This window comes from Pantoea sp. X85 (assembly GCF_029623675.1).
GTDB lineage: Bacteria > Pseudomonadota > Gammaproteobacteria > Enterobacterales > Enterobacteriaceae > Pantoea > Pantoea leporis.
The window spans coordinates 1299551-1322821 of sequence record NZ_CP121108.1 but is presented as its reverse complement, the minus strand read 5'-3'; the positions used below and the strand labels follow the sequence as shown (position 1 = coordinate 1322821).

Below are 23271 nucleotides of genomic sequence, written 5' to 3'. Positions count from 1 at the left end.
GCCGTAACTCCTGTGTTTAGCCACCAATAAAGGAGAGATTTTGCGTGATGCCGGTGTTGCCCTGATGCAGGAAATGCGTCTGCTTTTTCTGTCCAAGGCTGTGCGCAATGCGCGCCTGCAACTCGTCTTGCTGATCGTCAGAGGCCAGCAGATCGCGCAGCGACACGCCGCCGTCACCAAACAGGCACAGATGCAGATTGCCCAGCGCCGAGACGCGCAGGCGATTGCAGCTGGCACAGAAATCTTTCTCGTACGGCATGATCAGGCCGACTTCGCCCTGATAATCGGGATGACGGAACACCTGCGCTGGACCGTCGCTGCGGCCGCGCGACTGGCGTTGCCAGCCTTGCAGGATCAGCTGATCGCGGATTACTTCACCGGAGATGTGATGACGGCGGAACAGATCGCTGCCTTCGCCGGTTTCCATCAGTTCGATAAAGCGCAGTTGAATCGGTCGCAGGCGCAGCCACTCAAGGAAGGTGCTGAGGCTGTGGCTGTTCACATCGCGCATCAGCACGCTGTTGACTTTCACTTTCTCGAAACCGGCATCAAAGGCGGCGTCGATTCCCGCCATCACCTCGGCAAATTTGTCCTGGCCGGTAATGGCGTGAAACTGGCGTGCGTCGAGGCTATCGACGCTGACGTTGATATGGGTGAGACCGGCAGCGCGCCAGGCACCTACGTCACGCGCCATGCGATAACCGTTGGTGGTCATCGCGATCTGGCGAATGGCGGCGTTTTCACGCACTGCAGCGATGATGTCGGTGAAATCACGCCGCATGGAGGGTTCGCCGCCCGTCAGGCGCACTTTTTCCGTGCCCGCCGCCGCAAAGGCACGCGTCACGCGACGAATCTCATCCAACGAGAGAAAACTTTTATTGTGCGTACCGTTCGGCTTATAGCCGTTCGGCAAACAGTAGGTACAACGGAAGTTACACACATCCGTGACCGACAGGCGCAGATAGTAAAAGCTGCGCGCATAGGCATCTGTAAATTGTGGCACCTGAACACCTTTCCAAAGTCGGGAGATGCAGTCATTTCTTTCTGCACCCTGGCAGCTCAAGGCTGCGGCCTGGCTTCCATATCTATAGCGACTTAGGAAACCAGGCTTGGGAGTTTGTTGTCATTATGGACAACACGGTTAAAACGAATGGTAGCGCGATTAACGGTTAGCATCCATGAGTGATTTTCGCTATATACCTTGATGCATAACGTTTTTTCACCGCATTTTCGCGACAGGATACGGTAAAATGCACCACGGATATTGATGCACATCAGTTCAACTACGCCTCAACGCGAGGACGTCAGTGACAAAGGAGAAACATGAATCGAACCCTGGCAGATTTGGATCGCGTAGTGGCATTAGGTGGCGGACACGGTTTGGGCCGCGTGATGTCGGCGCTGGCACCGTTAGGTTCGCGCCTGACCGGCATCGTCACCACCACCGACAACGGCGGATCCACCGGCCGCATTCGCCGCTCGGAAGGCGGCATTGCGTGGGGCGATATGCGTAACTGCATCAATCAGCTGATCACCGAACCGAGCGTCGCCACTGCGATGTTTGAGTATCGCTTCACCGGTAATGGCGAGCTGGCCGGGCATAATCTGGGCAACCTGATGCTGAAGGCGCTTGATCATCTCAGCGTGCGCCCGCTCGAAGCCATCAACATCATCCGCAATCTGCTCAAGGTCGATGCGTTTCTTATCCCGATGTCGGAACAGCCGGTCGATCTGGTGGCGCAGGATGGCGAAGGCAATATGGTGTACGGCGAAACGGCAATTGACGAGATGAAGCAGCCGCCCGAAGAGTTGATGTTACATCCGAATGTGTTGCCAACCCGTGAAGCCATCGAGGCGATTGGCGAAGCGGATTTGATTCTGATTGGCCCCGGCAGCTTCTACACCAGCCTGATGCCTATTCTGCTGATGGAAGAGATGGCGCGCGCGCTGCGCCGTACGCCTGCCACCATGGTGTTTATCGGCAATCTGGGCCGCGAACTGAGCCCAGCGGCAGCTAGCCTGAATGTGGCCGATAAGTTGGCAATTATGGAGAAAGCGATTGGCAAGCGGGTGATTGATGCGGTGGTGGTGAGTCCAGCCGCCGATATTCGCGGCGTGGAAGAGCGTTTAATCATTCGCGAACCGCTGGAGGCCGCCGACATCAAATATCGCCATGACCGCCAGCTGCTGCGCATCGCGCTGGAACACGCGATTCAGGCCGTTTAATTTCCAGGTGCGCATAAATGCGCACCCTATGAAAACCACGCTGAATTCCCGTAGGATCGCCATTTATGGCGACCTGGTTACAACCATCACGATTATGGCGACCTGGATACCACGATCACGAAGCCGCAATAAACAGCTCGCGCAATTGATGCAACTGATCGCGCACGCTGGCAGCCTCTTCAAACTCCAGATTCTGCGCGTGCTGCTGCATCTGCCCTTCCAGCTCGTGAATCTTCTTCTGCATCGCCTGCGGCGTAAGCGCCATATAGTTGGCTTCCGCTTCTGCTGCGGTGCGTGAGGCGGTTTTGCCTTTACCACGCGTTTTCACTACGTTTTTGCCGAGCTCAAGAATATCGGTGATCTTCTTGTTGAGCCCTTGCGGCGTAATGCCATTCTCTTCGTTGTATTTCTGCTGCTTCTCACGACGACGCTCGGTTTCGCCCATCGCGCGCTCCATCGACGGCGTGATTTTATCGGCGTAGAGAATCGCCCGGCCATTGATGTTACGCGCGGCGCGACCAATGGTCTGTATCAGCGAACGCTCCGAACGCAGGAAGCCCTCTTTATCGGCATCGAGAATCGCCACCAGCGACACTTCCGGCATATCCAGACCTTCTCGCAGCAAGTTGATGCCAACCAGCACATCAAATTCGCCAAGACGTAAATCGCGGATGATCTCCATACGTTCCACAGTATCGATATCCGAGTGCAGGTAGCGCACCTTCTCGCCGTGCTCCACCAGGTATTCGGTAAGATCTTCCGCCATACGCTTGGTCAGCACAGTCACCAGCACGCGCTCGTTAATCTCAACACGCTTGCGGATTTCCGACAACAAATCGTCGACCTGCGTCGCCACCGGCCGTACTTCCAGAATCGGATCCAGCAGGCCGGTTGGACGCACCAGCTGATCGATCACCTCACCACCCGATTTTTCCAGCTCGTAATTGCCCGGCGTGGCCGACACGTAAATGGTTTGCGGAGCGGCTGCTTCAAACTCTTCAAACTTCATCGGACGGTTATCCAGCGCCGACGGCAGGCGGAAACCGTACTCCACCAGCGTCTCTTTACGCGCGCGGTCACCACGATACATGCCGCCAATCTGCGGAATGGTGACGTGCGATTCGTCGACCACCAGCAAGCCATCCGCCGGTAAATAGTCGAACAAGGTCGGCGGCGGCTCGCCCGGTCCGCGCCCGGAGAGATAGCGCGAGTAGTTTTCGATGCCGGAGCAGTAACCCAACTCGTTCATCATCTCGAGATCGAACTGCGTACGCTGGGAAATACGCTGCTCTTCCAGCAGCTTATTGTTCTCCAGCAGCACTTTGCGGCGCACCACCAGCTCATCTTTGATCTCTTCCATCGCCTTAAGAATGCGCTCACGCGGCGTCACATAGTGCGTTTTCGGATAGACGGTAAAGCGCGGGATCACCGAATCAATCTGCCCGGTGAGCGGATCAAACAGCGACAGCCGCTCAACTTCTTCATCAAACAGCTCAATACGCAGCGCAATGTCGTCCGATTCCGCCGGGAACACATCAATCACTTCGCCGCGCACGCGGAAGGTGCCGCGCTGGAAGGCCTGATCGTTGCGGCTGTACTGCAGCTCCGCCAGACGACGCAGAATGCTGCGCTGATCGATAATCATGCCGCGCGTCAGATGCAGCATCATTTTCAGGTAGAGATCGGGATCGCCCAAACCGTAGATCGCCGAAACCGAGGCCACGACGATGACATCACGGCGCTCCAGCAGCGCTTTGGTCGCCGACAGACGCATCTGCTCAATGTGCTCATTCACCGAGGCATCTTTTTCGATAAAGGTGTCAGAACTCGGCACATAGGCTTCAGGCTGATAGTAATCGTAATATGAGACGAAAAACTCCACCGCGTTATCCGGGAAGAACTCCTTCATCTCCCCGTAGAGCTGCGCCGCCAGGGTTTTATTTGGCGCCAGCACCATCGTCGGGCGGTTGAGGTCGGCAATCACATTCGCCACGGTAAAGGTTTTACCTGAGCCGGTCACGCCCAACAGCGTTTGATGCGCGAGTCCATCTTCCAGTCCCTCTTCGAGACGGCGAATCGCCTCAGGTTGATCCCCTGAAGGCTTGAAAGCGGAGTTGAGTTTAAAGACTTTGCTCATGTTTTAGCGGTTCCAGCAGATGAAGTCGGCGGGCAGGCTGCTAATTCTACTCTGCTATGGCGAATTTGCCAGAAAAAAATACTGGACATAATCACAGTAACCTTGCACGATAATGGCACCTGACGGCGATTCTCTTCAGTGCAATTTAAGCGGCAGGCGGCAAGTTGTTGTTGCGCAATGTTATCCCCAGGCGGAGGATGCTTTTAACATTTGTCAATAGAGTGTCATTAAATTGCAGTCCGATGACAAGGCAGATAATTCGCATGCTTGATTTTAACTAACCTGCTGTTTTAATTCACTTTGACTCAAAAGCCCAGTTTCTCATCATAATGTAGGAAGGCCGCGAATTTACTCGCTTCCACACGGTTTTCAGTCGCTAATGCACAAGGTTATCCACAGTAATGGTGGATAAGTGAATCCAGCCCCGAGCCCATCAGCTGTGTATAATTTTCTCCCGCCCATTCTTAAGCGTGAAAAAAAATTTTTTCGCATTTATTTTTCCCGCCGTGCGTGTCGCATTCCCCCCCTTTTTCCGGCTTTACCTTCCCGTGCCCGGCGAAAAGTCAGGCGTTAAGGCCATTTATTTCTCCGGTTATTGCCTTACGAACGATCAAATGCACCAGAAACGTTAAGCAGTCAGCACCGTCAAAGTGCAGTCGGTTTATCACCGCTGGCAATTGTTAAGCGTTTCTCAACTTTTAGCCGCTGATTTGTCAGGTTTCCGCCGTAGATGCGCCTGAATTCCTAACCTGGCCTGGGAATTGCAGTGTTAGCACTATGGAGTGACGAGTCCATATCGGCGCTTGCCGACGACAGCGGTGTCCATCAATCGTGCACGACTGTATGCCAGACGACACAGAGCGGGAGCATTCAGGCTAATAATCTGGAAGGAGTATGTCAGATGCTGAGTTTACGTTCGGTGAATCAGTTTTACGGTCAAAATCACATTCTGTGGGATGTCGATCTCGATCTGCCGCCGGGCACCTGTACCGGCGTGCTGGGCAGTCCCGGCATGGGCAAAACCACGTTGGTGAACTGCATTATGGGCCGCCTGCCAATTAACAGTGGCTCAATGACCTGGCAGGAAGATGGCGCGCCGCCGGAAGATTTACTGTTGCAACCGGCCGAACTGCGCGCGCGCACCGGCATTGGTTATGTGCCGCAAGGAAGGCATATTTTCTCGCAAATGAGCGTGGAGGACAACCTGCTGATCGCCCTGATGGCGGCACAGGACGATCGTAGCCGTGCCATTCCGGAAATGGTGTTTGACCTGTTCCCGGCACTCTATTCATTGCGCCATCAGCGCAGCGGCGAGTTGCCAATGGAACAGCAACAACATTTGGCCCTGGCGCGTGCGCTGGTGCTGCAACCCAAGCTGGTGATTCTGGATGAGCCGACAGAAGGGATGTCGCCGTGGCTGGAAGAGGAGATGGGCAATCTGATTCGTCGGTTAAACCGTGAGTATGGTTTAACCATTCTGCTGCTTGAGCAGCACGTCTCGTTTGTCCGCCGCGTCGCCGATTATTTCCTGCTGCTGCATCGCGGACGCAATGTGGCGCACGGCAAAGTGGCGCAGCTGGATGATTTGACGGTGAATAAGTGGCTGACCGCAAGGTGAAGATGTAGCCAGGTCGCCGTGAATGGCGACCCGGGTTATTTATTGCGGCAACGTCAAATAACGCCCGCACTCGGCCTGCTGCGCCTCATCGCGCAGGTGCGGAATCTCACCGAGGAACGGCGCATCAATGCGCTGACGCAGCGTAGCCATATACTCCTGATGGCGTTTGCCCGGCGGCTGAATATCATTGGCAATCCAGCCAGCCAGGCGCAATCCGCGCGCTTTAACCGCTTCGGCGGTGAGCATCGCATGATTGATGCAGCCTAACTTCACGCCCACCACCAGAATCACCGGCAGCTGCTCGGCTTCCACCCAATCGGCATAGGTTTGCGTCTCTGACAGCGGCGTAAACCATCCGCCTGCGCCTTCGACTAACACCCATTCTGCCTGCTGCTCCAGCGCGCGCAAGCCCGCTGACAGCGTGGCAAAGCTAATCGGCCTGCCCTCTTCCGCGCTGATGATATGCGGTGAGGTCGGCTCGACAAACGCCAGCGGGTTCACCTGCTCGTAGCTTAACGACAAGGTGCTGTAGCGCTGCAACGCCAGCGCGTCGCTGTTGCGAATGCCTTGCGGCGTGATTTCGCAGCCGGATGCCACCGGCTTATAGCCTGCGGTGCGTAAACCGGCGGCGCTTGCCGCCTGCAGCAGCGCGCCGCTGGCCACGGTTTTGCCCACTTCGGTATCGGTTCCGGTAATAAACCAGCGGGTCATTTGCTTAAAACTCCATACATCAGGTGATAACTCAGGCGATAACCGGACTCGTCCTGCGGCCAGCGTTGCTCAAGCTGTGCCAGTTGGGAACGCGTTAGCACGCTGGCGCCGCGACCATCGTGCAGGTGCGTGGCCCCAATGCCTTTCAGCGATCGCATAGCGCTGAGCGCGCTGGGAAAATGCAGCGTGATAACCTGCTGCTGCGCAGCGATCGGTAGCGTCGCGGTGGCCGCATGAAACTGGGCAGCGCTGAGGAAACGGTTGGCGTGCCGGCGACCATCCCGCTGCGCCCACGCGTGATGCACTTCGTGCAGCGAACCGTCGAGCAGCGTGGAAAACAGCACCGTGCCGCCCGGCCGCGTGACGCGCAAAAACTGCTGCAGCGCAGTATGCAAGTCGCTGCTCCACTGCACCGCCAGATTGCTCCACACGCCGTCAACGCTGGCGTCCGGCAGCGGCACCGCATCGATATCGCCCAACAGATAGTGCTGCGCCGATTGCTGATCGCGCGCGGTTTGCAGCATGTTGGGCGACAGATCGAGCGCCGTCAGCGTGCGCCCGCGATCGCGCCAGTAGCGGCTATACCAGCCGGTACCGCACCCGGCATCCAGCAGGTGCGGACCAAAACCAGCGGGCGCCAGCGCCAGCAGCGCATCGCCGCTCAGCCGCTGTAACTGCGCGTGCTGCTCGTAATGCGCAGCCGCACGACCAAAAGCCTGCGCCACGGCCTGTTTGTTAACCTGCAGCGTCATACAGAGCCTCCAGCAAACGATCAATGTCATCGGTGTGATGTGCAGCGGTAAGCGTGATGCGTAGCCGCGCGGTGCCCGGCGGCACGGTTGGTGGCCGAATCGCACTGACCCAACAGCCGGCCTGCGCCAGCCGCTGCGACAACGCCATTGCCGCGCTGTTTTCGCCAACGATCAGCGGCTGGATGGCGCTCGCAGAATCGACCAGCTGCCACGGCAAATCCGCCGCAGCGGCGCGGAAACGCGCAATGTGGCTGCGCAGTTTTTCGCGCAGCGCATCACCTTGTTGAATCTGCCGCAGTGCCGCCAGCAGTGCGTAGCACTGCGCCGGTGGCATCGCGGTGGAGTAGATCAGATGGCGGGAAAACTGCTCGACGTAATCAGCGGTGGCGTCATCGCACAGCAGCGCCGCGCCGCTGACGCCAAACCCTTTGCCGAAGGTAACGATCAGCAGTTCCGGTTTGACCTGCTGCTGCCAGCAGCTGCCGCGCCCTTGCGCGCCGGTCACGCCGATACCGTGCGCATCATCCACCAGCAGCCAGCCGTTGCCGCGCCGCGTCTCTGCGGCGATCTGTGTTAGCGGAGCGCTGTCGCCGTCCATGCTGAACACGCCTTCGGTCACCACCAGCGTGCCGCCTTCCGACGGCGTTGCCAGCAGCTTCGCCAGGCTTTCCGGCTGATTATGGGCAAAACGGCGCAGGCTCGCCGGGCTGTGGCTGGCGGCATCCAGCAGTGAAGCGTGCGCCAGCTTATCGGCGAAGATGCGATCCTGCTTTTCCGCCAGCAGATGGATCACCGCCTGATTGGCGGCAAACCCCGAAATAAACAGCAGCGCGCGCGAATAGCCCAGCCAGTCCGCCAGCTCCGCTTCGAGCTGCGCATGGTGGCGGCTGTAGCCGGTCACATGCCCGGATGCACCCGCGCCAGCACCCGTCTCGGCCGCGCCCTGCTGCCACGCGGCAATTACCGCCGGATGCTGGCTCAAGCCAAGATAGTCGTTGCTGGAGAAGTGACGATAACGCTGACCCTCCAGCGTAATTTCCCGCACGCTGTTGTGCTCAACGCGACGCCGTAAACGCCAGCCATCCGCGGCACGCCGCGCCGTCAGCGCCTCGTCGATACGTTGTGACCAGCCCATTTACACCGCCGCGTTGTAGAACTGCTCGGTATCCGCGTGCAGCAGCTGCTCGCTGAGCTGATGCTGCTGCTCATTGTCACCCGCCGTTGTCGCGGTGTGCTCCGGATTCAGGCCCAATTTGCGGAACAGAATCAGATCCTTGTCCTCTTCCGGATTTGGCGTGGTAAGCAGTTTGCAGCCGTAGAAGATGGAGTTAGCGCCGGCCATAAAGCACATCGCCTGCGTTTGCTCGCTCATCTGCTCGCGTCCGGCAGAAAGACGCACATGCGACGAGGGCATCATGATGCGCGCCACCGCGATGGTGCGAATAAAGTCGAAGGGTTCAACATCGTCGTTATCGGCCAGCGGCGTGCCTTTGACCTTTACCAGCATGTTGATCGGTACGCTTTCGGGCGGCGTCGGCAGATTCGCCAGCTGCACCAGCAAGCCCGCACGATCTTTCACCGTTTCACCCAGACCCACGATGCCGCCGGAACACACTTTGATGCCCGCGCCGCGCACTTTATCCAGCGTATCCAGACGTTCCTGATAGCTGCGCGTGGTGATGATGTTGCCGTAAAACTCTGGCGAGGTGTCGAGGTTGTGGTTGTAGAAATCCAGTCCCGCTTCGGCGAGGCGCTGCGCCTGGTCGCCATCCAGCGTGCCAAGCGTCATGCAGGTTTCCATGCCCATCGCTTTCACGCCCTGCACCATCTGCTGAAGGTAAGGCATGTCGCGCTCGTGCGGGTTTTTCCACGCGGCGCCCATGCAGAAACGGCTCGATCCCGCCGCTTTGGCTTTGCGCGCCGATTCCAGCACCGCATCCACTTCCATCAGACGTTCCGATTCCAGCCCGGTTTTGTAACGCGCGCTCTGCGGACAGTATTTACAGTCTTCCGGACAGGCGCCGGTTTTGATTGATAGCAGCGTGCTGACCTGCACCTGGCGTGGATCGAAGTGTTGACGATGCACTTGCTGCGCTTCAAACATCAACTCAAGGAAAGGTTTATCGAAAAGTGCCTGAGCTTGTGCCAGTGTCCAGCGGTTTGCCATTGCTTACTCCAGAAAAAGGGGTTCATCCCGACGATTAACGTGGTTATACTTGTAAACTAAATCTTTTTAAAATGGTTTACAACTCGCATGTTCACTCAGGACGACCTCAACTTTGACCGCCAGCATATCTGGCATCCCTACACGTCGATGCGCGATCCCCTGCCCTGTTATCCGGTTGTGGCGGCGCACGGCTGCCAGCTGCAGTTGGCCGATGGACGTGAACTGGTGGACGGCATGTCGTCGTGGTGGGCGGCGATACACGGCTACAACCATCCGCGTCTCAATCAGGCGCTGCAGCAGCAAATGACGCAGATGTCGCATGTGATGTTTGGCGGCATCACCCATCCGGCGGCGGTGGAACTGAGCCGCCAGCTGGTTGCCATGACGCCTGACGCGCTGGAGTGCGTGTTCCTCGCCGATTCGGGTTCGATCGCCGTCGAAGTGTCGATGAAAATGGCGCTGCAATATTGGCTGGGTCGCAACCAAACGCGACAGAAATTCCTTACGCTGAAGCGCGGCTATCACGGCGATACTTTTGCCGCGATGTCGGTGTGCGATCCGGAAAATTCGATGCACAGCCTGTGGCGCGGCTATCTGCCGGAACATCTGTTCGCCAACGCGCCGCAGTGCGCTTTCGATGACGCGTGGAACGAGGCCGATTTTGCCAATTTTGCGCAGCTGGCGGAAATCCACCATCGGGAGATTGCGGCGGTGATTCTGGAGCCGATTGTGCAAGGCGCTGGCGGAATGCGCTTCTACCATCCGCGCTATCTGCAGCAGGTGCGCGAGCTGTGCGATCGCTACGGTTTGCTGCTGATTGCCGATGAGATCGCCACCGGATTTGGTCGCAGCGGCAAGCTGTTTGCCTGCGACCATGCGGGTATCACGCCGGACATTCTCTGCCTGGGCAAAGCGCTGACCGGCGGCACCATGACGCTCTCCGCCACGCTGACCACGCGTGAAGTCGCCGACACCATTAGCCGCAGCGCAGCGGGATGCTTTATGCACGGCCCTACTTTTATGGGCAATCCGCTGGCCTGCGCGGTGGCGGTGGAAAGTCTGAAGATGATCAATGAAGGCGGCTGGATAACGCAGGTGGCGCACATCGAACAGCAGCTGCGCACCGAGCTGCTGCCGCTGCGCCGTCATCACGCGGTGGTCGATGCGCGCGTGCTGGGTGCGATTGGCGTGATCGAAACCCATCAGGCCGTGAACATGGCGGCGCTGCAGCACTTCTTCGTTGAACGCGGCGTGTGGATTCGTCCGTTTGGGCGCTTGATCTACCTGATGCCACCTTATCTGATTTCTGCCGCCGAACTGACGAAACTAACGCAAGCGGTAGGTGCGGCACTGGATGTTGCGGCGCATTTCCACCATGATTGAGGGTTCTGCACAACCATAAAAGGAGCGATCATGCGCGTAGTTAGCCAGGATTTTAACGACGGCGATAAGATGCCAGAGCGACACGTTTTCAATGGCATGGGTTACCAGGGCGACAATCTGTCACCGCATCTGGCGTGGGATGATGTACCGGCAGGCACCAAAAGCTTTGTTGTCACCTGCTACGATCCTGACGCGCCTACCGGTTCCGGCTGGTGGCATTGGGTGGTAGCGAACATTCCGGCTGACGTTACCGTGTTGCCGCAGGGTGCCGGTTCCGGCGTGGCGGACTTGCCGGAGAGCGCCATTCAGACGCGTACCGATTTTGGCCAAACCGGCTACGGCGGCGCAGCGCCACCGCAGGGCGAATCCCATCGCTACATCTTTACGGTGCATGCGCTGGATACGGATAAAATTGACGTGGATGAAGGCGCGAGCGGCGCGATGGTTGGCTTTAATGTGCATTTCCATGCGCTGGCCAGTGCGTCGATTACGGTGAAGTACGCGTAACAGCTCAGAATCGCGCTGTTAGGGAATATGCCTGCCTGTTTGATCAGGCAGGCATTTCACTTATCCCAACGGGTGGATAACCACCCACATTGGGCCTTGTCCTACCGCGTAACGCGCCAGCGGATTAAGCAGGCCGCGTTCCTGAATCTTATACACTTCGATGTGGTGCGATTTCTGTCCCGCCGCTACCAGATATTGACCGCTGTGATCAATATTGAAGCCGCGCGGCTGGGTTTCAGTTGGCTGGTAGCCTTCAATCGCCAGCACCGAGCCATCTTCACTGATGCTGAACACCGTAATGGTGCTGCTGGTACGGTCGCAGGCATAGAGGAAACGGCCATCCGGCGTGATGTGGATGTCCGCCGCCCAGCGCGTGTCGCTGAAATCTTTCGGCATCATATCAAGGCTCTGCACGCGCTCAACCTGGCCGTGCACATTGTTCAGCGCCCAGACATCCACCGTGCTATCCAGCTCGTTCACCACGTAGCCATATGCGCCGTTCGGATGGAAGGCCATGTGACGCGGACCGGCACCTTCAACGGTGGTGACCTGCGCTTGTTCGCGCGGAGCCAGAGTGCCGTCTGCGTTCAACTGATACAGGCAGATGCGGTCCTGCTTCAGTGCCGGTACAAACAGCGTTTGGTTATTCAGATCGATATTGGCGGAGTGGCAGCCGTCCAAGCCGCTGATCACCTGACTCGGCGCTTGCGGCAAGCCATCGCTGCCAATCGGGCTGATGCTGACGCAGGCATCGTTATACGAGCCGCAGAACAGATAATTGCCCTGACGATCGGTGGAGATGTGGGTTGGGCTACCCGGCAGCGGTGCTTCACCGGCGAGGCTCAGCGTACCGTCGGCCGCAATGCGAAACGCCAGCACGCGAAAATTCGGACGCACACCGACATAGAGAAAATCTTTCTTCGGGCTCACCACCATCGGCTGCACCTGGCCGGCAACATCTGTTACCTGCAATAACGTCAGTGCGCCATCTTCCTGCAACTGCCAGGCATGAATCTGCTGGCTCTCGGGACTGGCGGTATACACGACTTGTTTCATGCGTTTTCCTTATTCGCTGCCTGATGAAAGGGATAACTGTAGCGCGTTTCATTTTGTCGCGCTGGATTCATTTGTGCCCTGTTTTTTGTCTCAGGGCCGTTGCCGGGTGTAGACTCAATGCTTTGCCAACTCCCGGACGGAAAGTGTAATGAGCTACCGCGTAATCGCCCTTGACCTCGACGGCACCCTGCTGACCCCGAACAAAACCATCTTGCCTGAATCCATTGAAGCGCTGGCCCGCGCGCAACAGGCGGGCGTGAAAGTGTTGATCGTTACCGGTCGCCACCACTGCGCTATCCACCCTTTTTATCAGGCACTTAAGCTGGATACACCCGCAATTTGCTGTAATGGCACCTATTTGTATGATTATCCCGCGAAACAGGTGCTGGCCGCCGATCCGCTGGATAAAAGCCGAGCCGCACGTGTGATTGAGATGCTGGATGAAGAGAACATTCACGGTCTGCTGTATGTCGATGATGCGATGCTGTACCAAACGCCAACCGGCCATGTGACGCGTACGCTTAACTGGGCGCAATCGTTGCCGGAAGCGCAGCGTCCGCTGTTCCTGCAGGTGCCAAGCCTGGCGCAGGCGGCGATTGAGGCTGATTCGATCTGGAAATTCGCGCTGTCGCATCCCGACACGCGCGCGCTGCAGCAGTTTGCCGAACGCACCGAAGCCGAACTCGGTCTGGCGTGTGAATGGTCGTGGCACGATCAGGTGGATATCGCCAAAGGCGGCAACAGCAAAGGCAAGCGTCTGGCGCAGTGGGTTGAAAGTCAGGGCTTTAGCATGCAAGACGTGCTGGCGTTTGGCGACAACTACAACGATCTCAGCATGCTGGAACAGGTGGGGTTGGGCGTGGCGATGGGCAATGCCGATGACGCCATCAAAGCGCGCGCCAAAAAGGTGATTGGCACCAATCTGGAGCCGGGCATCGCCGAAGTGATCTATCAAGAGGTTCTGTAACCGTAGGATGTAGCGCGCAATTCATGGCGCGGATTTTTCTCACACCGCGCAATGAATCCATTTACGCTGCTATCGACACGCTCTTGATCTGCGCATACAACCACTGATCCGGTCGAATGCCCAGCTCATCGCGCGCCCACGGCGAAATGCGCGCCCACAGTTCGCTGATGCCAATGCGCAGCTTCACTTCCACCTGATCGTCAATCTCCAGCAGTTCAACCACCTGCGCCGGCAGAATATTACGGATCGAGGTGTTATGCGGCGGCTGCAATGCCAGCGACACATCGGCTGAGGCGATGCGAATACGCAGCGCCGTTTTCAGCGGCTGATTCACCCGGCTCACCCAAATATGCTGATCGCCAAGCGACAGCGCGGTCATCGGGTAATCAGGATGCTGCTCCAGCACCTGCACGCGCAGCACGCTGGTGCGCTCGGCGAGCGGCAGCCACGGACGCATCGCCGAACTGCTCCACACTTTTTCCAGCGGGCCAAAGGCTTTCACCTGGCCGGCATCCAGCACCAGCACGTTATCCGCCAGCTGCAGGATTTCATCGAGGCTGTGCGATACGTAAAGAATGGGAATATCGACCTGCTTCGCCAGCTTTTGCAGATAGGGCATCAGCTCACGTTTGCGCGGCAGATCGAGCGACGCCAGCGGCTCATCCATCAGCAGAATATCGGGCGCCGTCAGCAACGCGCGACCAATCGCTACGCGCTGTTTTTCACCGCCCGAAAGCGACGCAGGAAAACGCGTCAGCAGCGATTCTAAACCCAGCAGCGCCACCAGCGCGTTGAACTGCGGCTTCATTGAGGCCGCCATGCCGTATTGCAGATTGCCGCGCACGCGATAATGTGGAAACAGCCGCGCGTCCTGAAACACATAGCCGATACGGCGCTTTTCCGGCGGCAAATTCACGCGCGTGGCCGAATCGAACAGCAGGCGATCGTTTAACTCAATACGCCCGCTCTGCGGCTGGGTTAATCCGCCAATCGCGTTAATCAACGAGGTTTTGCCCGCACCCGACACGCCGAAAATGGCGGTAATGCCGCTGGCGGGAATATTGATGTTAACGTCGAGCAGGTGCTCGCCCAACTGCTGAGAAAGTTGCAGATTGAGCATTATGCCGCTCCCAGCCGTTTACGGCCCCAGCGCGCCAGCATTTCCGATGCCACTAACGACATCAGCGCCAGCGCAATCGCCACCGCACAGAGGCGCGCGGCGGTGCCTTCCGCGCCCGGCGTTTCAATCAGGGTAAACATCGCCGACGGAATGGTGCGCGTCTCGCCGGGAATGTTGGAGACAAACGTGATGGTGGCACCAAATTCGCCCAGCGAACGGGCAAAGGCCAGCACCGTGCCAACAATAATGCCCGGCAAGGTGAGCGGAAGCGTAATGGTGAAAAATACGCGCCAGCGCCCGGCACCCAGCGTGCGTGCGGCCAGCTCCAGTTTGGTATCCACCGCTTCCAGCGCAAGACGAATTGCACGCACCATCAGCGGAAACGCCATCACCGCCGAAGCGATCACCGCGCCGCGCCAGCTAAAGGCAAAGGTGAAACCGAACCAGTCATACAGCCATTCGCCAATGAAACCGCGCCGGCCTAAGGCGATCAGCAGCAGATAGCCGACCACCACCGGCGGCAGCACCAGCGGCAAGTGAACAATACTATCCAGCAGGGTTTTGCCCGGAAAGCGGCAGCGCGCCAGAATCCAGGCCATCAGGATGCCAAACGGCAAGCTGCATATCACAGCTACACAGGACACTTTCAGGCTGAGAAAAACGGCCTGCCATTCGGGATCGCTCAATATCATTTCTTCGGCGTGAATCCATACTGTTTAAACACGGCAGCGGCATCTGGCCCCTGCAAATAGTTGTAGAAGGCTTCCACCGTTGCGTTCTGATGTTCTTTGACAATCGCCATCGGATATTCCACTGGCTTGTGGCTATCTTCCGGGAATCGTCCCACGACCTGCACTTTCTGGCTGGCTACCGCGTCCGAACCATACACGATGCCGTACGGCGTTTCGTTACGCTCAACCAATGCTAGCGCGGCGCGCACGTTGTTGGCTGGCGCCAGCTGCGGGGATAAAGCGTCCCACGCGCCGAGTTTTTGTAATGCTTCTTTGGCATAAATGCCGGCCGGCACGTGATCCGGATCGCCCACCGCCAGACGCTCGCCTTTCAGCAGGCGTTTCCAGTCGGTTTTGCTATCAAGTGTGACCGCTTTAGCCGCGTCGCTTTTCGGTGCAATCAGCACTAAATCGTTGCCAAGCAGCGTATAGCGCGTGCTGCTCACCACGCTGTTTTTTGCCACCACATCGTCCATCCACTGCTGATCGGCAGAGATGAACAGATCGGCCGGTGCGCCCTGATCGATCTGGCGCGCCAGCACCGAAGAAGAGGCAAAAGAGGATACCACTTCTACACCGCTTTTCTTCTGGTACTGCGTCGCAATGTCCTGCAGCGCATTGGTCAGCGATGCCGCTGCAAACACGGTGATTTTCTCTGCGGCCGCGGCATGACCGGCCAATGAAACGCTTAAAACGGTTGCAGCAGCCCAACGGTACTTGATGGTTCGCATTTGTTGCTCCTTGTTACGTTATATATTTGATAATACAACGTACGCGCAAATGCGTCATGAGCTTTATATCGGCAGGATTTTACGGAAGTTCAGAAACAAAACGCCCGCAGGAAGCGGGCGTTGAGAAATTAGTGTTGTGAGCTGTTGGCAGGACGATCGTCGCGGCGGCCAAATTTTGAGATGACGTTGAAAACTTCACCCAGGCCGTAAATCAAACCGAGCATAATCGCCATCACAATCGGCACCATGATGATAGCCACAGCCAGGCTTTTTAACAGTTCCAGCATGGAAACCTCACGCAGAAAATAAAAAAGTGATTGTAACGGTTAGCGAAAAAAACGCACTGCCCTTTTCGTGCTTTTACTTTTAAGCAGTAAACTGAGCGGATTAACCTAAGGAGCTGACATGCAGGCAGAACTTTCTCTCCATATTCGTCTTCAGCAAAAGCTGTTTGCCGATCCGCGTCGCATCGAATTACTGAAACGCGTGCAGCAAACCGGCTCCATCAGCCAGGGCGCGAAACTGGCGGGCATCAGTTATAAAAGTGCCTGGGATGCGATCAATGAGATGAATCAGCTGGCCGACAAAACGCTGGTGGATCGCGCCACCGGCGGTAAAGGCGGCGGCGGCGCGCAGCTGACGCGTTATGGCGAGCGGCTGATTCAGCTGTTCCAGTTGATGGAGCAGATCCAACAAAAGGCTTTCGATGTGCTGCAAAACGACAGCTTGCCGCTCGACAGTTTGCTGGCGGCGATTGCGCGTTTCTCGCTGCAAACCAGCGCGCGCAATCAGCTGTTTGGTACGGTGCTGGCCAGCGATCATCAGCAGGTGCAGCAGCACCTTGAGGTGCTGCTCGCCGATGGCGTAACGCGCCTGCAGGTGGCGATCACCGCACGCAGTGCCGAACGCTTGCAGCTCGACAGCGGCAAAGAGGTGCTGGTGCTGATTAAAGCACCGTGGATTCACGTCAGTCACGCTGCCGCCAGCAGCGACAATCAACTGGCTGCGCAGATCAGCGCAATTGAGCCCGGCGATCAGCTTAGCGAAGTATTGATGGCGTTGCCGAGTGGCGAAACGCTGTGCGCGACCGTCACCAATGAGGCGGTGAAACAGCAGAATCTGCAGGTTGGCGCCAGCGTCACCGCCAGTTTTAATGCCGAACACGCCATCATCGCCACACTGCTCTGAAATCCACGCCATGATTTGACTTCGTCTGCATCGCTGGCTAAAACTGGACGACACGATGCATAAAACGGAATAGATCATGGCTTCATTGCAAATTTCGCAAGGTACGTTTCACCTTAGCGACACCCGAGCACTGTCCCTTAACGATTTAACCCTCAACAGCGGCGAAAGCTGGGCGTTTGTCGGCGCCAACGGCAGCGGCAAGTCATCGCTGGCGCGCGCCCTTTCCGGCGAGTTGCAGCCCGGTAAAGGCAGCGTGCAGCAGGATTTTCAGCGTCGTACGCGCCTGTCGCTGGAGCAGCTACAGAAACTGGTCAGCGATGAGTGGGAACGTAATAACACCGATCTACTGAGTGAAGGCGAAGACGATACCGGTCGCACCGCCGCACAGATCATTCAGGATGAAGTGCAAGATGCGACGCGTTGTCAGGCGCTGGCGCAGCAGTTTGGCATCACTTATCTGCTCGATCGCCGGTTCAAATATCTCTCCACCGGCGAGACGCGCAAAACGCTGTTGTGTCAGGCGCTAATGGCGCAGCCGGATCTGCTGATCCTTGATGAACCTTTCGATGGGCTGGATGTGGCGTCGCGCGCCAGCCTGGCGCAAACCCTCAACGATCTGCATCAAAGCGGCTATAGCGTGGTGCTGGTGCTCAATCGCTTTGATGATATTCCCGATTTTGTCGAGAAGGTCGGCGTGTTGGCCGAATGCACGTTAACCCACGTGGGCGAACGGCGCGCGATTCTGGCCGAAGCGCTGGTGGCGCAGCTGGCGCATAGCGAGAAGCTTGCTGGCATGGCACTGCCGGAGGCGGATCAACCCGATCAACTGCCGCAGCTGGCCGAAGATGCGCCGCGCGTGATACTGCGCAACGGCGTGGTGTCGTACAACGACAAAGCGGTGATTGATGGCCTGAACTGGCAGGTTAATCCCGGTGAACATTGGCAGATTGTGGGGCCGAACGGCGCGGGTAAATCCACCCTGCTCAGTTTGGTAACCGGCGATCATCCGCAGGGTTACAGCAACGATTTGACGCTGTTTGGCATCCGACGCGGCAGCGGTGAAACCATCTGGGACATCAAGCAGCACATCGGTTACGTCAGCAGCAGCCTGCACCTCGATTATCGCGTCAGCTGTAATGTGCGCACCGTGGTGCTCTCCGGCTTCTTCGATTCGATTGGTCTGTATCAGGCGGTGTCCGATCGGCAAAAAGCGCTGGCGCGTCAGTGGCTGGCGCTGCTCGGTATGGATAATCAGCTGGCGGATGCGCCGTTTCACAGTTTGTCGTGGGGCCAGCAGCGGCTGGTGCTAATTGCGCGCGCGCTGGTGAAACATCCCACGCTACTCATTCTCGATGAACCGTTGCAGGGGCTTGATCCGATTAACCGCCAGTTGGTGCGCCGCTTTGTTGATGTGCTGATTGGCGAAGGCCGTACGCAACTGCTGTTTGTCTCCCACCACGCCGAAGATGCGCCGCAGTGCATCACCCATCGCCTGAGTTTTGTCGCGCAGGAACAGGGATACGGTTTCCTGCAAGAGTCGCTGCGTTAAATAGCGGTTGCCATAAGTGGCAATCCTACAAACATCTAACGTGCATAGCGCCATTGCCAAAATAATTCGAGCTGCGGCAAGCAGCAGCAGTTCGAAGTATGAAGGCAATGTAAGCGTTACCATTTCATCGCCTGGTAATTCAACAAACACACGCAACAACCCCACAAAATGAGAATCGTCACCTTGTGTAAACGATACCATTTATCCAGACTGGATCACGCTTTCACGCTGGTCTTTGTGCTACTTTGATCAAAATCATTTTTATCTGTTTGCCGTTTACCAGGACTCATCATGGAAAAATTTAACCCGGTCGATCACCCGCATCGCCGTTATAACCCATTGATCGATCAATGGGTGCTGGTCTCACCCCATCGCGCTAAGCGCCCGTGGCAAGGTGCGCAGGAAACCCCGGCACTGGAGCAACTGCCAGCGCACGATCCTGACTGCTTCCTTTGTGCTGGAAACACCCGCATTACCGGTGACAAAAACCCCAACTATAAAAGCACTTACGTGTTCACCAATGACTTTGCCGCGCTGATGACTAACACGCCAGACGCACCTCAAAGCGACGATCTGTTGATGCGCTGCGAAAGCGCGCGCGGTACCAGCCGGGTGATCTGCTTCTCGCCGGATCACAGCAAAACTCTGCCGGAACTGCCGCTGAGCGGGCTGGAAGATATCGTGCGGACCTGGCAGGAACAGACTGCCGATCTCGGCCAGCACTATCCTTGGGTGCAGGTGTTTGAAAACAAAGGCGCGGCGATGGGCTGCTCCAACCCGCATCCGCATGGCCAGATTTGGGCCAACAGCTTCCTGCCGAACGAAGCGCAGAAAGAAGATGACAACCAACGTCACTATTTTGCCGAGAAAGGCACGGCGCTGCTGGTCGATTACGCTGCGCGCGAGTTGAGCGATGGCAGCCGTACGGTGGTGGAAACCGAACACTGGCTGGCCGTGGTGCCGTGGTGGGCGGCGTGGCCGTTTGAAACCTTGCTGCTGCCGAAAGCCCATGTGAAACGCATCACCGATCTCTCCGAGCCGCAGCGCACCGATCTGGCGCTGGCGCTTAAGCAGCTCACCAGCCGCTACGACAACCTGTTCCAGTGCTCTTTCCCCTATTCGATGGGCTGGCACGGCGCGCCGTTCAACGGCGAAGCCAACGATCACTGGCAGCTGCACGCACACTTCTATCCGCCGCTGCTGCGTTCAGCCACGGTACGCAAATTTATGGTTGGCTATGAAATGCTGGCCGAAACCCAACGTGATTTAACGGCGGAACAGGCAGCTGAACGTCTGCGTTCTGTCAGCGATGTCCATTTCCGCGAGGCGCAATAAATGTCATTAAAATCCATTACTCAACAGGTTTTCGCTGACACTTTCGGCTATCAGGCGACACACAGCATTCAGGCACCGGGCCGCGTCAATCTGATTGGCGAACACACCGACTACAACGATGGCTTTGTGCTGCCGTGCGCCATCGATTATCAAACCGTGATTGCCTGCGCCAAACGCGACGATCGCCAGGTGCGCGTGATTGCCGTCGATTACGACAATCAGCAGGACAGCTTCTCGCTGGATGCGCCGATTGAGCCGCTGAAAGAGCCAATGTGGGCCAACTACGTGCGCGGCGTGGTGAAACATCTGCAAAAACGCGATGCCTGCTTTGGCGGCGTGGATATGGTGATCAGCGGCAACGTGCCACAAGGCGCGGGCCTGAGTTCTTCGGCGTCGCTGGAAGTGGCGGTCGGTACCGTATTCCAGCAGCTGTATGCATTAAACCTCGATGGCGCAGCGATTGCGGTGAACGGTCAGGAAGCGGAAAACCAGTTTGTCGGCTGCAACTGCGGCATCATGGATCAGCTGATCTCGGCGCTCGGTCAGCCGGATCACGCCATGCTGCTGGATTGTCGTACGCTCGGCACGCGCGCGGTATCAATGCCGGAAGATGTCGCGGTGGTGATCATCAACTCCAACTTCCGTCGTAGCCTGGTGGGCAGCGAATACAATACGCGTCGTGAACAGTGTGAAACTGGCGCACGCTTCTTCAATAAACCGGCGCTGCGCGATGTGACGCTGGAAGAGTTTGAAGCCTCTGCTGGTGAGCTGGATGCGTTGGTGGCAAAACGCGTGCGTCACGTGATTAGCGAAAATGCGCGCACGCTGGAAGCCGCCGATGCGTTAAGCGCGGGCGATCTGAAACGCATGGGCGAACTGATGGCCGAATCGCACGCCTCAATGCGTGACGATTTCGAAATCACCGTGCCGCAAATCGATCAGCTGGTTGAGATTGTGAAAGCAGAAATCGGCCCGCGCGGCGGCGTGCGTATGACCGGCGGCGGTTTCGGTGGCTGCATCGTGGCGCTGATGCCAATCGATCTGGTCGATGCGGTGAAAGCGGTGGTCGCCGAGAAGTATGAAGCGCAAACCGGCATCAAAGAGACCTTCTACGTGTGCAAAGCGTCCGCAGGAGCAGGCCAATGGTAAGTGATGTGAATTCACACGCGCCAGACGGGCAACCGTGGCGCATCACCGTGCTGCGCAATCGCAACGGCATGGTGGCTACTTTTATGGATTGGGGCGCGACCTGGCTGTCAGCGCGCGTGCCAATGTTGGATCACAGCGTGCGTGAAGCGCTGCTCGGCTGTGCCACGCCGTCCGATTATCTGCATCAGGATGCTTATCTTGGCGCGACGATTGGCCGCTACGCGAACCGCATCGCCTCGGCCGAACTGAAGCCACTTAATCTGCTGCTGGCGGCCAATCAGGGCGCACATCAGCTGCACGGCGGGCCGGAAGGTTTCGATAAACGTCGCTGGCAGATTCTCAGTCAGAGCGAAAGCGAGGTGCACTATCGCCTCGATTCGCCGGATGGCGATCAGGGTTATCCCGGCAATGTGATCGCCAATGTCATCTATCAACTTGATGACGATAATTGCCTGTCGATTCGCTATGAAGCGCAAACTGATAAGCCTTGCCCGGTCAATCTCACCAACCATGCTTACTTTAATCTTGATGCGCATCATGGTGATGCGCGCCAGCATCGCTTACAACTGCACGCCGATCGTTACCTGCCGGTGGACAGCGAAGGCATTCCTAACGCGCCGCTGAAAGAGGTGGCGGGAAACAGTTTTGATTTCCGCCAGCCGAAGCGCGTCGCCGATGAGTTCCTCGCCGATGACGATCAAAAAGCGGTGAAAGGCTATGACCACGCCTTTTTGCTTAACACCGCTGGCGACAGCAGCCAGCCCGCCGCCCATTTATGGTCTGCCGATGGCAAGCTGGAGCTGAGCGTGTTTACTGCCGCTCCGGCGCTGCAGTTCTACACCGGCAACTATCTGGCGGGAACACGCGCCCGTGAGCAGGACAGCTATACTGCTTTCCAGGGCATCGCTCTGGAGAGCGAATTTTTACCGGATTCGCCTAACCATGCAGAGTGGCCGCAGCCCGATTGCTGGCTGCAACCCGGCGACAGCTGGCAGTCCGTGACGCGTTATCGCTTCACGCCGCACTGAGCCACCGGATGAAAAACGCGCACTGCGCTGCCGACAGGCTTACGCCGTGCGTTGTTTTCCGCTATGGTATGGCGCTATTAGTGAGCCGCTTCTCAGTGGCCGCAGCCGGTTTCAATACTAATCGTAAATCGAGCATTAAGGAGTAAAGCTATGGCCGTAACTAAGCTGGTACTGGTGCGACACGGCGAAAGCCAGTGGAACCAGGAAAACCGCTTCACCGGATGGTACGACGTTGACCTGTCTGACAAAGGTCGCACTGAAGCCAAAGCAGCCGGTCAGCTGCTGAAGAAAGAAGGTTTCGTGTTTGATTTCGCTTACACCTCAGTGCTGAAGCGCGCTATTCACACCCTGTGGAATGTGCTGGATGAGTTGGATCAGGCTTGGCTGCCGGTTGAAAAAACCTGGCGTCTGAACGAGCGTCACTACGGTGCGCTGCAAGGTCTGGATAAAGCAGAAACCGCCGCTAAATACGGTGACGAGCAAGTGAAACAGTGGCGTCGTGGCTTTGCTATCACGCCACCAGAACTGGATCGCGCTGATGAGCGTTTCCCAGGCCACGATCCGCGTTACGCTTCACTGACTGACGCGCAGCTGCCAACCACCGAAAGCCTGGCGCTGACCATCGAACGCGTGATTCCTTACTGGAACGAAAGCATTCTGCCGCGCATTAAGAGCGGTGAGAAAGTGATCGTTGCTGCACACGGCAACTCACTGCGTGCGCTGGTTAAATACCTCGACAACCTGAGCGAAGACGAGATCCTCGAACTGAACATCCCAACTGGCGTGCCGTTGGTGTATGAGTTCGACGAGAACTTCAAGCCGCTCAAACGTTACTATCTGGGTGATGCTGATGAGATTGCTGCGAAAGCCGCAGCCGTAGCAAACCAGGGTAAAGCGAAGTAAGCGAACGCTGAAA

Annotated in this window: 22 protein-coding genes and 1 riboswitch; of the genes, 11 read left to right on the top strand and 11 right to left on the bottom strand. The window is 57.3% G+C overall.

The window, feature by feature from the left end:
• Positions 1 to 16: 16 nt before the first annotated feature.
• Positions 17 to 1003, bottom strand: coding sequence for a GTP 3',8-cyclase MoaA (gene moaA / locus P6287_RS06120; RefSeq protein ID WP_101763178.1), 987 nt, complete (start codon positions 1001 to 1003; stop codon positions 17 to 19).
• Positions 993 to 1128, bottom strand: a riboswitch (molybdenum cofactor riboswitch). Its footprint overlaps the gene before it by 11 nt.
• A gap of 195 nt (positions 1129 to 1323) precedes the next feature.
• Between moaA and yvcK the strand changes: the two genes are divergently transcribed.
• Positions 1324 to 2226 carry a uridine diphosphate-N-acetylglucosamine-binding protein YvcK gene (yvcK, locus tag P6287_RS06115; protein ID WP_101763179.1) on the top strand — a complete coding sequence of 301 codons (903 nt, stop codon included), beginning with the start codon at positions 1324 to 1326 and terminating at the stop codon, positions 2224 to 2226.
• A 115-nt stretch (positions 2227 to 2341) separates the two neighbouring features.
• Here the strand turns inward: yvcK and uvrB are convergent, their stop codons facing one another.
• Positions 2342 to 4363: an excinuclease ABC subunit UvrB gene (gene uvrB / locus P6287_RS06110; RefSeq protein ID WP_101763180.1), complete on the bottom strand. Its 2022-nt coding sequence runs from the start codon at positions 4361 to 4363 to the stop codon at positions 2342 to 2344.
• A gap of 901 nt (positions 4364 to 5264) precedes the next feature.
• Between uvrB and P6287_RS06105 the strand changes: the two genes are divergently transcribed.
• The gene (locus P6287_RS06105; protein ID WP_110865765.1) at positions 5265 to 5981 is read left to right on the top strand and encodes an ATP-binding cassette domain-containing protein; all 717 of its coding nucleotides are present in this window, start codon (positions 5265 to 5267) and stop codon (positions 5979 to 5981) included.
• 39 nt (positions 5982 to 6020) lie between these two features.
• Here P6287_RS06105 and bioD read toward each other — a convergent pair whose 3' ends face one another.
• The 4 genes from bioD to bioB are packed head-to-tail and all read right to left on the bottom strand — an operon-like array spanning position 6021 to position 9611.
• The gene (gene bioD / locus P6287_RS06100; RefSeq protein WP_277974662.1) at positions 6021 to 6692 is read right to left on the bottom strand and encodes a dethiobiotin synthase; all 672 of its coding nucleotides are present in this window, start codon (positions 6690 to 6692) and stop codon (positions 6021 to 6023) included.
• Positions 6689 to 7444, bottom strand: a complete 756-nt coding sequence (bioC, locus tag P6287_RS06095) for a malonyl-ACP O-methyltransferase BioC (protein ID WP_277974661.1) — start codon at positions 7442 to 7444, stop codon at positions 6689 to 6691. Before bioC ends, bioD begins: the two co-directional genes overlap by 4 nt.
• On the bottom strand, positions 7428 to 8579 hold the full coding sequence (bioF, locus tag P6287_RS06090; RefSeq protein WP_277974660.1) for an 8-amino-7-oxononanoate synthase: 1152 nt from the start codon (positions 8577 to 8579) through the stop codon (positions 7428 to 7430). Before bioF ends, bioC begins: the two co-directional genes overlap by 17 nt.
• A complete protein-coding gene (gene bioB, locus P6287_RS06085) occupies positions 8580 to 9611 on the bottom strand; it encodes a biotin synthase BioB (protein ID WP_192414215.1) in 1032 nt (343 codons plus the stop codon).
• 87 nt (positions 9612 to 9698) lie between these two features.
• On the opposite strand from bioB, the gene bioA reads away from it, so the two are divergent.
• Both bioA and P6287_RS06075 read left to right on the top strand, forming a co-directional pair.
• Positions 9699 to 10994 (top strand): adenosylmethionine--8-amino-7-oxononanoate transaminase, encoded by a 1296-nt coding sequence (gene bioA, locus P6287_RS06080; RefSeq protein WP_192414213.1) that lies wholly within the window; start codon positions 9699 to 9701, stop codon positions 10992 to 10994.
• A 30-nt stretch (positions 10995 to 11024) separates the two neighbouring features.
• Positions 11025 to 11501: a kinase inhibitor gene (locus P6287_RS06075; protein WP_101763187.1), complete on the top strand. Its 477-nt coding sequence runs from the start codon at positions 11025 to 11027 to the stop codon at positions 11499 to 11501.
• Between the two features lie 60 nt (positions 11502 to 11561).
• On the opposite strand, the gene pgl is transcribed toward P6287_RS06075, so the two are convergent.
• Positions 11562 to 12557, bottom strand: a complete 996-nt coding sequence (gene pgl / locus P6287_RS06070) for a 6-phosphogluconolactonase (RefSeq protein WP_192414211.1) — start codon at positions 12555 to 12557, stop codon at positions 11562 to 11564.
• A 148-nt stretch (positions 12558 to 12705) separates the two neighbouring features.
• On the opposite strand from pgl, the gene P6287_RS06065 reads away from it, so the two are divergent.
• Positions 12706 to 13524: a pyridoxal phosphatase gene (locus P6287_RS06065; RefSeq protein ID WP_222181662.1), complete on the top strand. Its 819-nt coding sequence runs from the start codon at positions 12706 to 12708 to the stop codon at positions 13522 to 13524.
• 61 nt (positions 13525 to 13585) lie between these two features.
• Here the strand turns inward: P6287_RS06065 and modC are convergent, their stop codons facing one another.
• From modC to P6287_RS06045, 4 genes are all read right to left on the bottom strand, one after another.
• The gene (modC, locus tag P6287_RS06060) at positions 13586 to 14644 is read right to left on the bottom strand and encodes a molybdenum ABC transporter ATP-binding protein ModC (protein WP_277974659.1); all 1059 of its coding nucleotides are present in this window, start codon (positions 14642 to 14644) and stop codon (positions 13586 to 13588) included.
• Positions 14644 to 15336: a molybdate ABC transporter permease subunit gene (gene modB / locus P6287_RS06055; protein WP_192236612.1), complete on the bottom strand. Its 693-nt coding sequence runs from the start codon at positions 15334 to 15336 to the stop codon at positions 14644 to 14646. The genes modC and modB overlap by 1 nt, the downstream gene beginning before the upstream one ends.
• A complete protein-coding gene (modA, locus tag P6287_RS06050) occupies positions 15333 to 16106 on the bottom strand; it encodes a molybdate ABC transporter substrate-binding protein (protein ID WP_217547225.1) in 774 nt (257 codons plus the stop codon). Before modA ends, modB begins: the two co-directional genes overlap by 4 nt.
• Positions 16107 to 16234: 128 nt before the next feature.
• Positions 16235 to 16393 carry an AcrZ family multidrug efflux pump-associated protein gene (locus P6287_RS06045; protein WP_007890616.1) on the bottom strand — a complete coding sequence of 53 codons (159 nt, stop codon included), beginning with the start codon at positions 16391 to 16393 and terminating at the stop codon, positions 16235 to 16237.
• 118 nt (positions 16394 to 16511) lie between these two features.
• On the opposite strand from P6287_RS06045, the gene modE reads away from it, so the two are divergent.
• From modE to gpmA, 6 genes are all read left to right on the top strand, one after another.
• Positions 16512 to 17294: a molybdenum-dependent transcriptional regulator gene (gene modE, locus P6287_RS06040; RefSeq protein ID WP_101763193.1), complete on the top strand. Its 783-nt coding sequence runs from the start codon at positions 16512 to 16514 to the stop codon at positions 17292 to 17294.
• 76 nt (positions 17295 to 17370) lie between these two features.
• Positions 17371 to 18843 carry a molybdate ABC transporter ATP-binding protein ModF gene (modF, locus tag P6287_RS06035; RefSeq protein WP_277974658.1) on the top strand — a complete coding sequence of 491 codons (1473 nt, stop codon included), beginning with the start codon at positions 17371 to 17373 and terminating at the stop codon, positions 18841 to 18843.
• Between the two features lie 291 nt (positions 18844 to 19134).
• Positions 19135 to 20178: a galactose-1-phosphate uridylyltransferase gene (gene galT / locus P6287_RS06030; protein ID WP_192414197.1), complete on the top strand. Its 1044-nt coding sequence runs from the start codon at positions 19135 to 19137 to the stop codon at positions 20176 to 20178.
• A complete protein-coding gene (gene galK, locus P6287_RS06025; RefSeq protein WP_277974657.1) occupies positions 20179 to 21327 on the top strand; it encodes a galactokinase in 1149 nt (382 codons plus the stop codon).
• A complete protein-coding gene (gene galM / locus P6287_RS06020) occupies positions 21321 to 22355 on the top strand; it encodes a galactose-1-epimerase (RefSeq protein ID WP_217547232.1) in 1035 nt (344 codons plus the stop codon). The genes galK and galM overlap by 7 nt, the downstream gene beginning before the upstream one ends.
• 150 nt (positions 22356 to 22505) lie before the next feature.
• Positions 22506 to 23258, top strand: coding sequence for a 2,3-diphosphoglycerate-dependent phosphoglycerate mutase (gene gpmA, locus P6287_RS06015; protein WP_008109047.1), 753 nt, complete (start codon positions 22506 to 22508; stop codon positions 23256 to 23258).
• Positions 23259 to 23271 lie beyond the last annotated feature (13 nt).

Excerpts from the sequence above, each read along its gene's own strand:
- yvcK (WP_101763179.1), top strand. The coding sequence starts at position 1,324 with ATGAATCGAACCCTGGCAGATTTGGATCGCGTAGTGGCATTAGGTGGC.
- uvrB (WP_101763180.1), bottom strand. The coding sequence starts at position 4,363 with ATGAGCAAAGTCTTTAAACTCAACTCCGCTTTCAAGCCTTCAGGGGAT.
- P6287_RS06105 (WP_110865765.1), top strand. The coding sequence starts at position 5,265 with ATGCTGAGTTTACGTTCGGTGAATCAGTTTTACGGTCAAAATCACATT.
- bioD (WP_277974662.1), bottom strand. The coding sequence starts at position 6,692 with ATGACCCGCTGGTTTATTACCGGAACCGATACCGAAGTGGGCAAAACC.
- bioC (WP_277974661.1), bottom strand. The coding sequence starts at position 7,444 with ATGACGCTGCAGGTTAACAAACAGGCCGTGGCGCAGGCTTTTGGTCGT.
- bioF (WP_277974660.1), bottom strand. The coding sequence starts at position 8,579 with ATGGGCTGGTCACAACGTATCGACGAGGCGCTGACGGCGCGGCGTGCC.
- bioB (WP_192414215.1), bottom strand. The coding sequence starts at position 9,611 with ATGGCAAACCGCTGGACACTGGCACAAGCTCAGGCACTTTTCGATAAA.
- bioA (WP_192414213.1), top strand. The coding sequence starts at position 9,699 with ATGTTCACTCAGGACGACCTCAACTTTGACCGCCAGCATATCTGGCAT.
- P6287_RS06075 (WP_101763187.1), top strand. The coding sequence starts at position 11,025 with ATGCGCGTAGTTAGCCAGGATTTTAACGACGGCGATAAGATGCCAGAG.
- pgl (WP_192414211.1), bottom strand. The coding sequence starts at position 12,557 with ATGAAACAAGTCGTGTATACCGCCAGTCCCGAGAGCCAGCAGATTCAT.
- P6287_RS06065 (WP_222181662.1), top strand. The coding sequence starts at position 12,706 with ATGAGCTACCGCGTAATCGCCCTTGACCTCGACGGCACCCTGCTGACC.
- modC (WP_277974659.1), bottom strand. The coding sequence starts at position 14,644 with ATGCTCAATCTGCAACTTTCTCAGCAGTTGGGCGAGCACCTGCTCGAC.
- modB (WP_192236612.1), bottom strand. The coding sequence starts at position 15,336 with ATGATATTGAGCGATCCCGAATGGCAGGCCGTTTTTCTCAGCCTGAAA.
- modA (WP_217547225.1), bottom strand. The coding sequence starts at position 16,106 with ATGCGAACCATCAAGTACCGTTGGGCTGCTGCAACCGTTTTAAGCGTT.
- P6287_RS06045 (WP_007890616.1), bottom strand. The coding sequence starts at position 16,393 with ATGCTGGAACTGTTAAAAAGCCTGGCTGTGGCTATCATCATGGTGCCG.
- modE (WP_101763193.1), top strand. The coding sequence starts at position 16,512 with ATGCAGGCAGAACTTTCTCTCCATATTCGTCTTCAGCAAAAGCTGTTT.
- modF (WP_277974658.1), top strand. The coding sequence starts at position 17,371 with ATGGCTTCATTGCAAATTTCGCAAGGTACGTTTCACCTTAGCGACACC.
- galT (WP_192414197.1), top strand. The coding sequence starts at position 19,135 with ATGGAAAAATTTAACCCGGTCGATCACCCGCATCGCCGTTATAACCCA.
- galK (WP_277974657.1), top strand. The coding sequence starts at position 20,179 with ATGTCATTAAAATCCATTACTCAACAGGTTTTCGCTGACACTTTCGGC.
- galM (WP_217547232.1), top strand. The coding sequence starts at position 21,321 with ATGGTAAGTGATGTGAATTCACACGCGCCAGACGGGCAACCGTGGCGC.
- gpmA (WP_008109047.1), top strand. The coding sequence starts at position 22,506 with ATGGCCGTAACTAAGCTGGTACTGGTGCGACACGGCGAAAGCCAGTGG.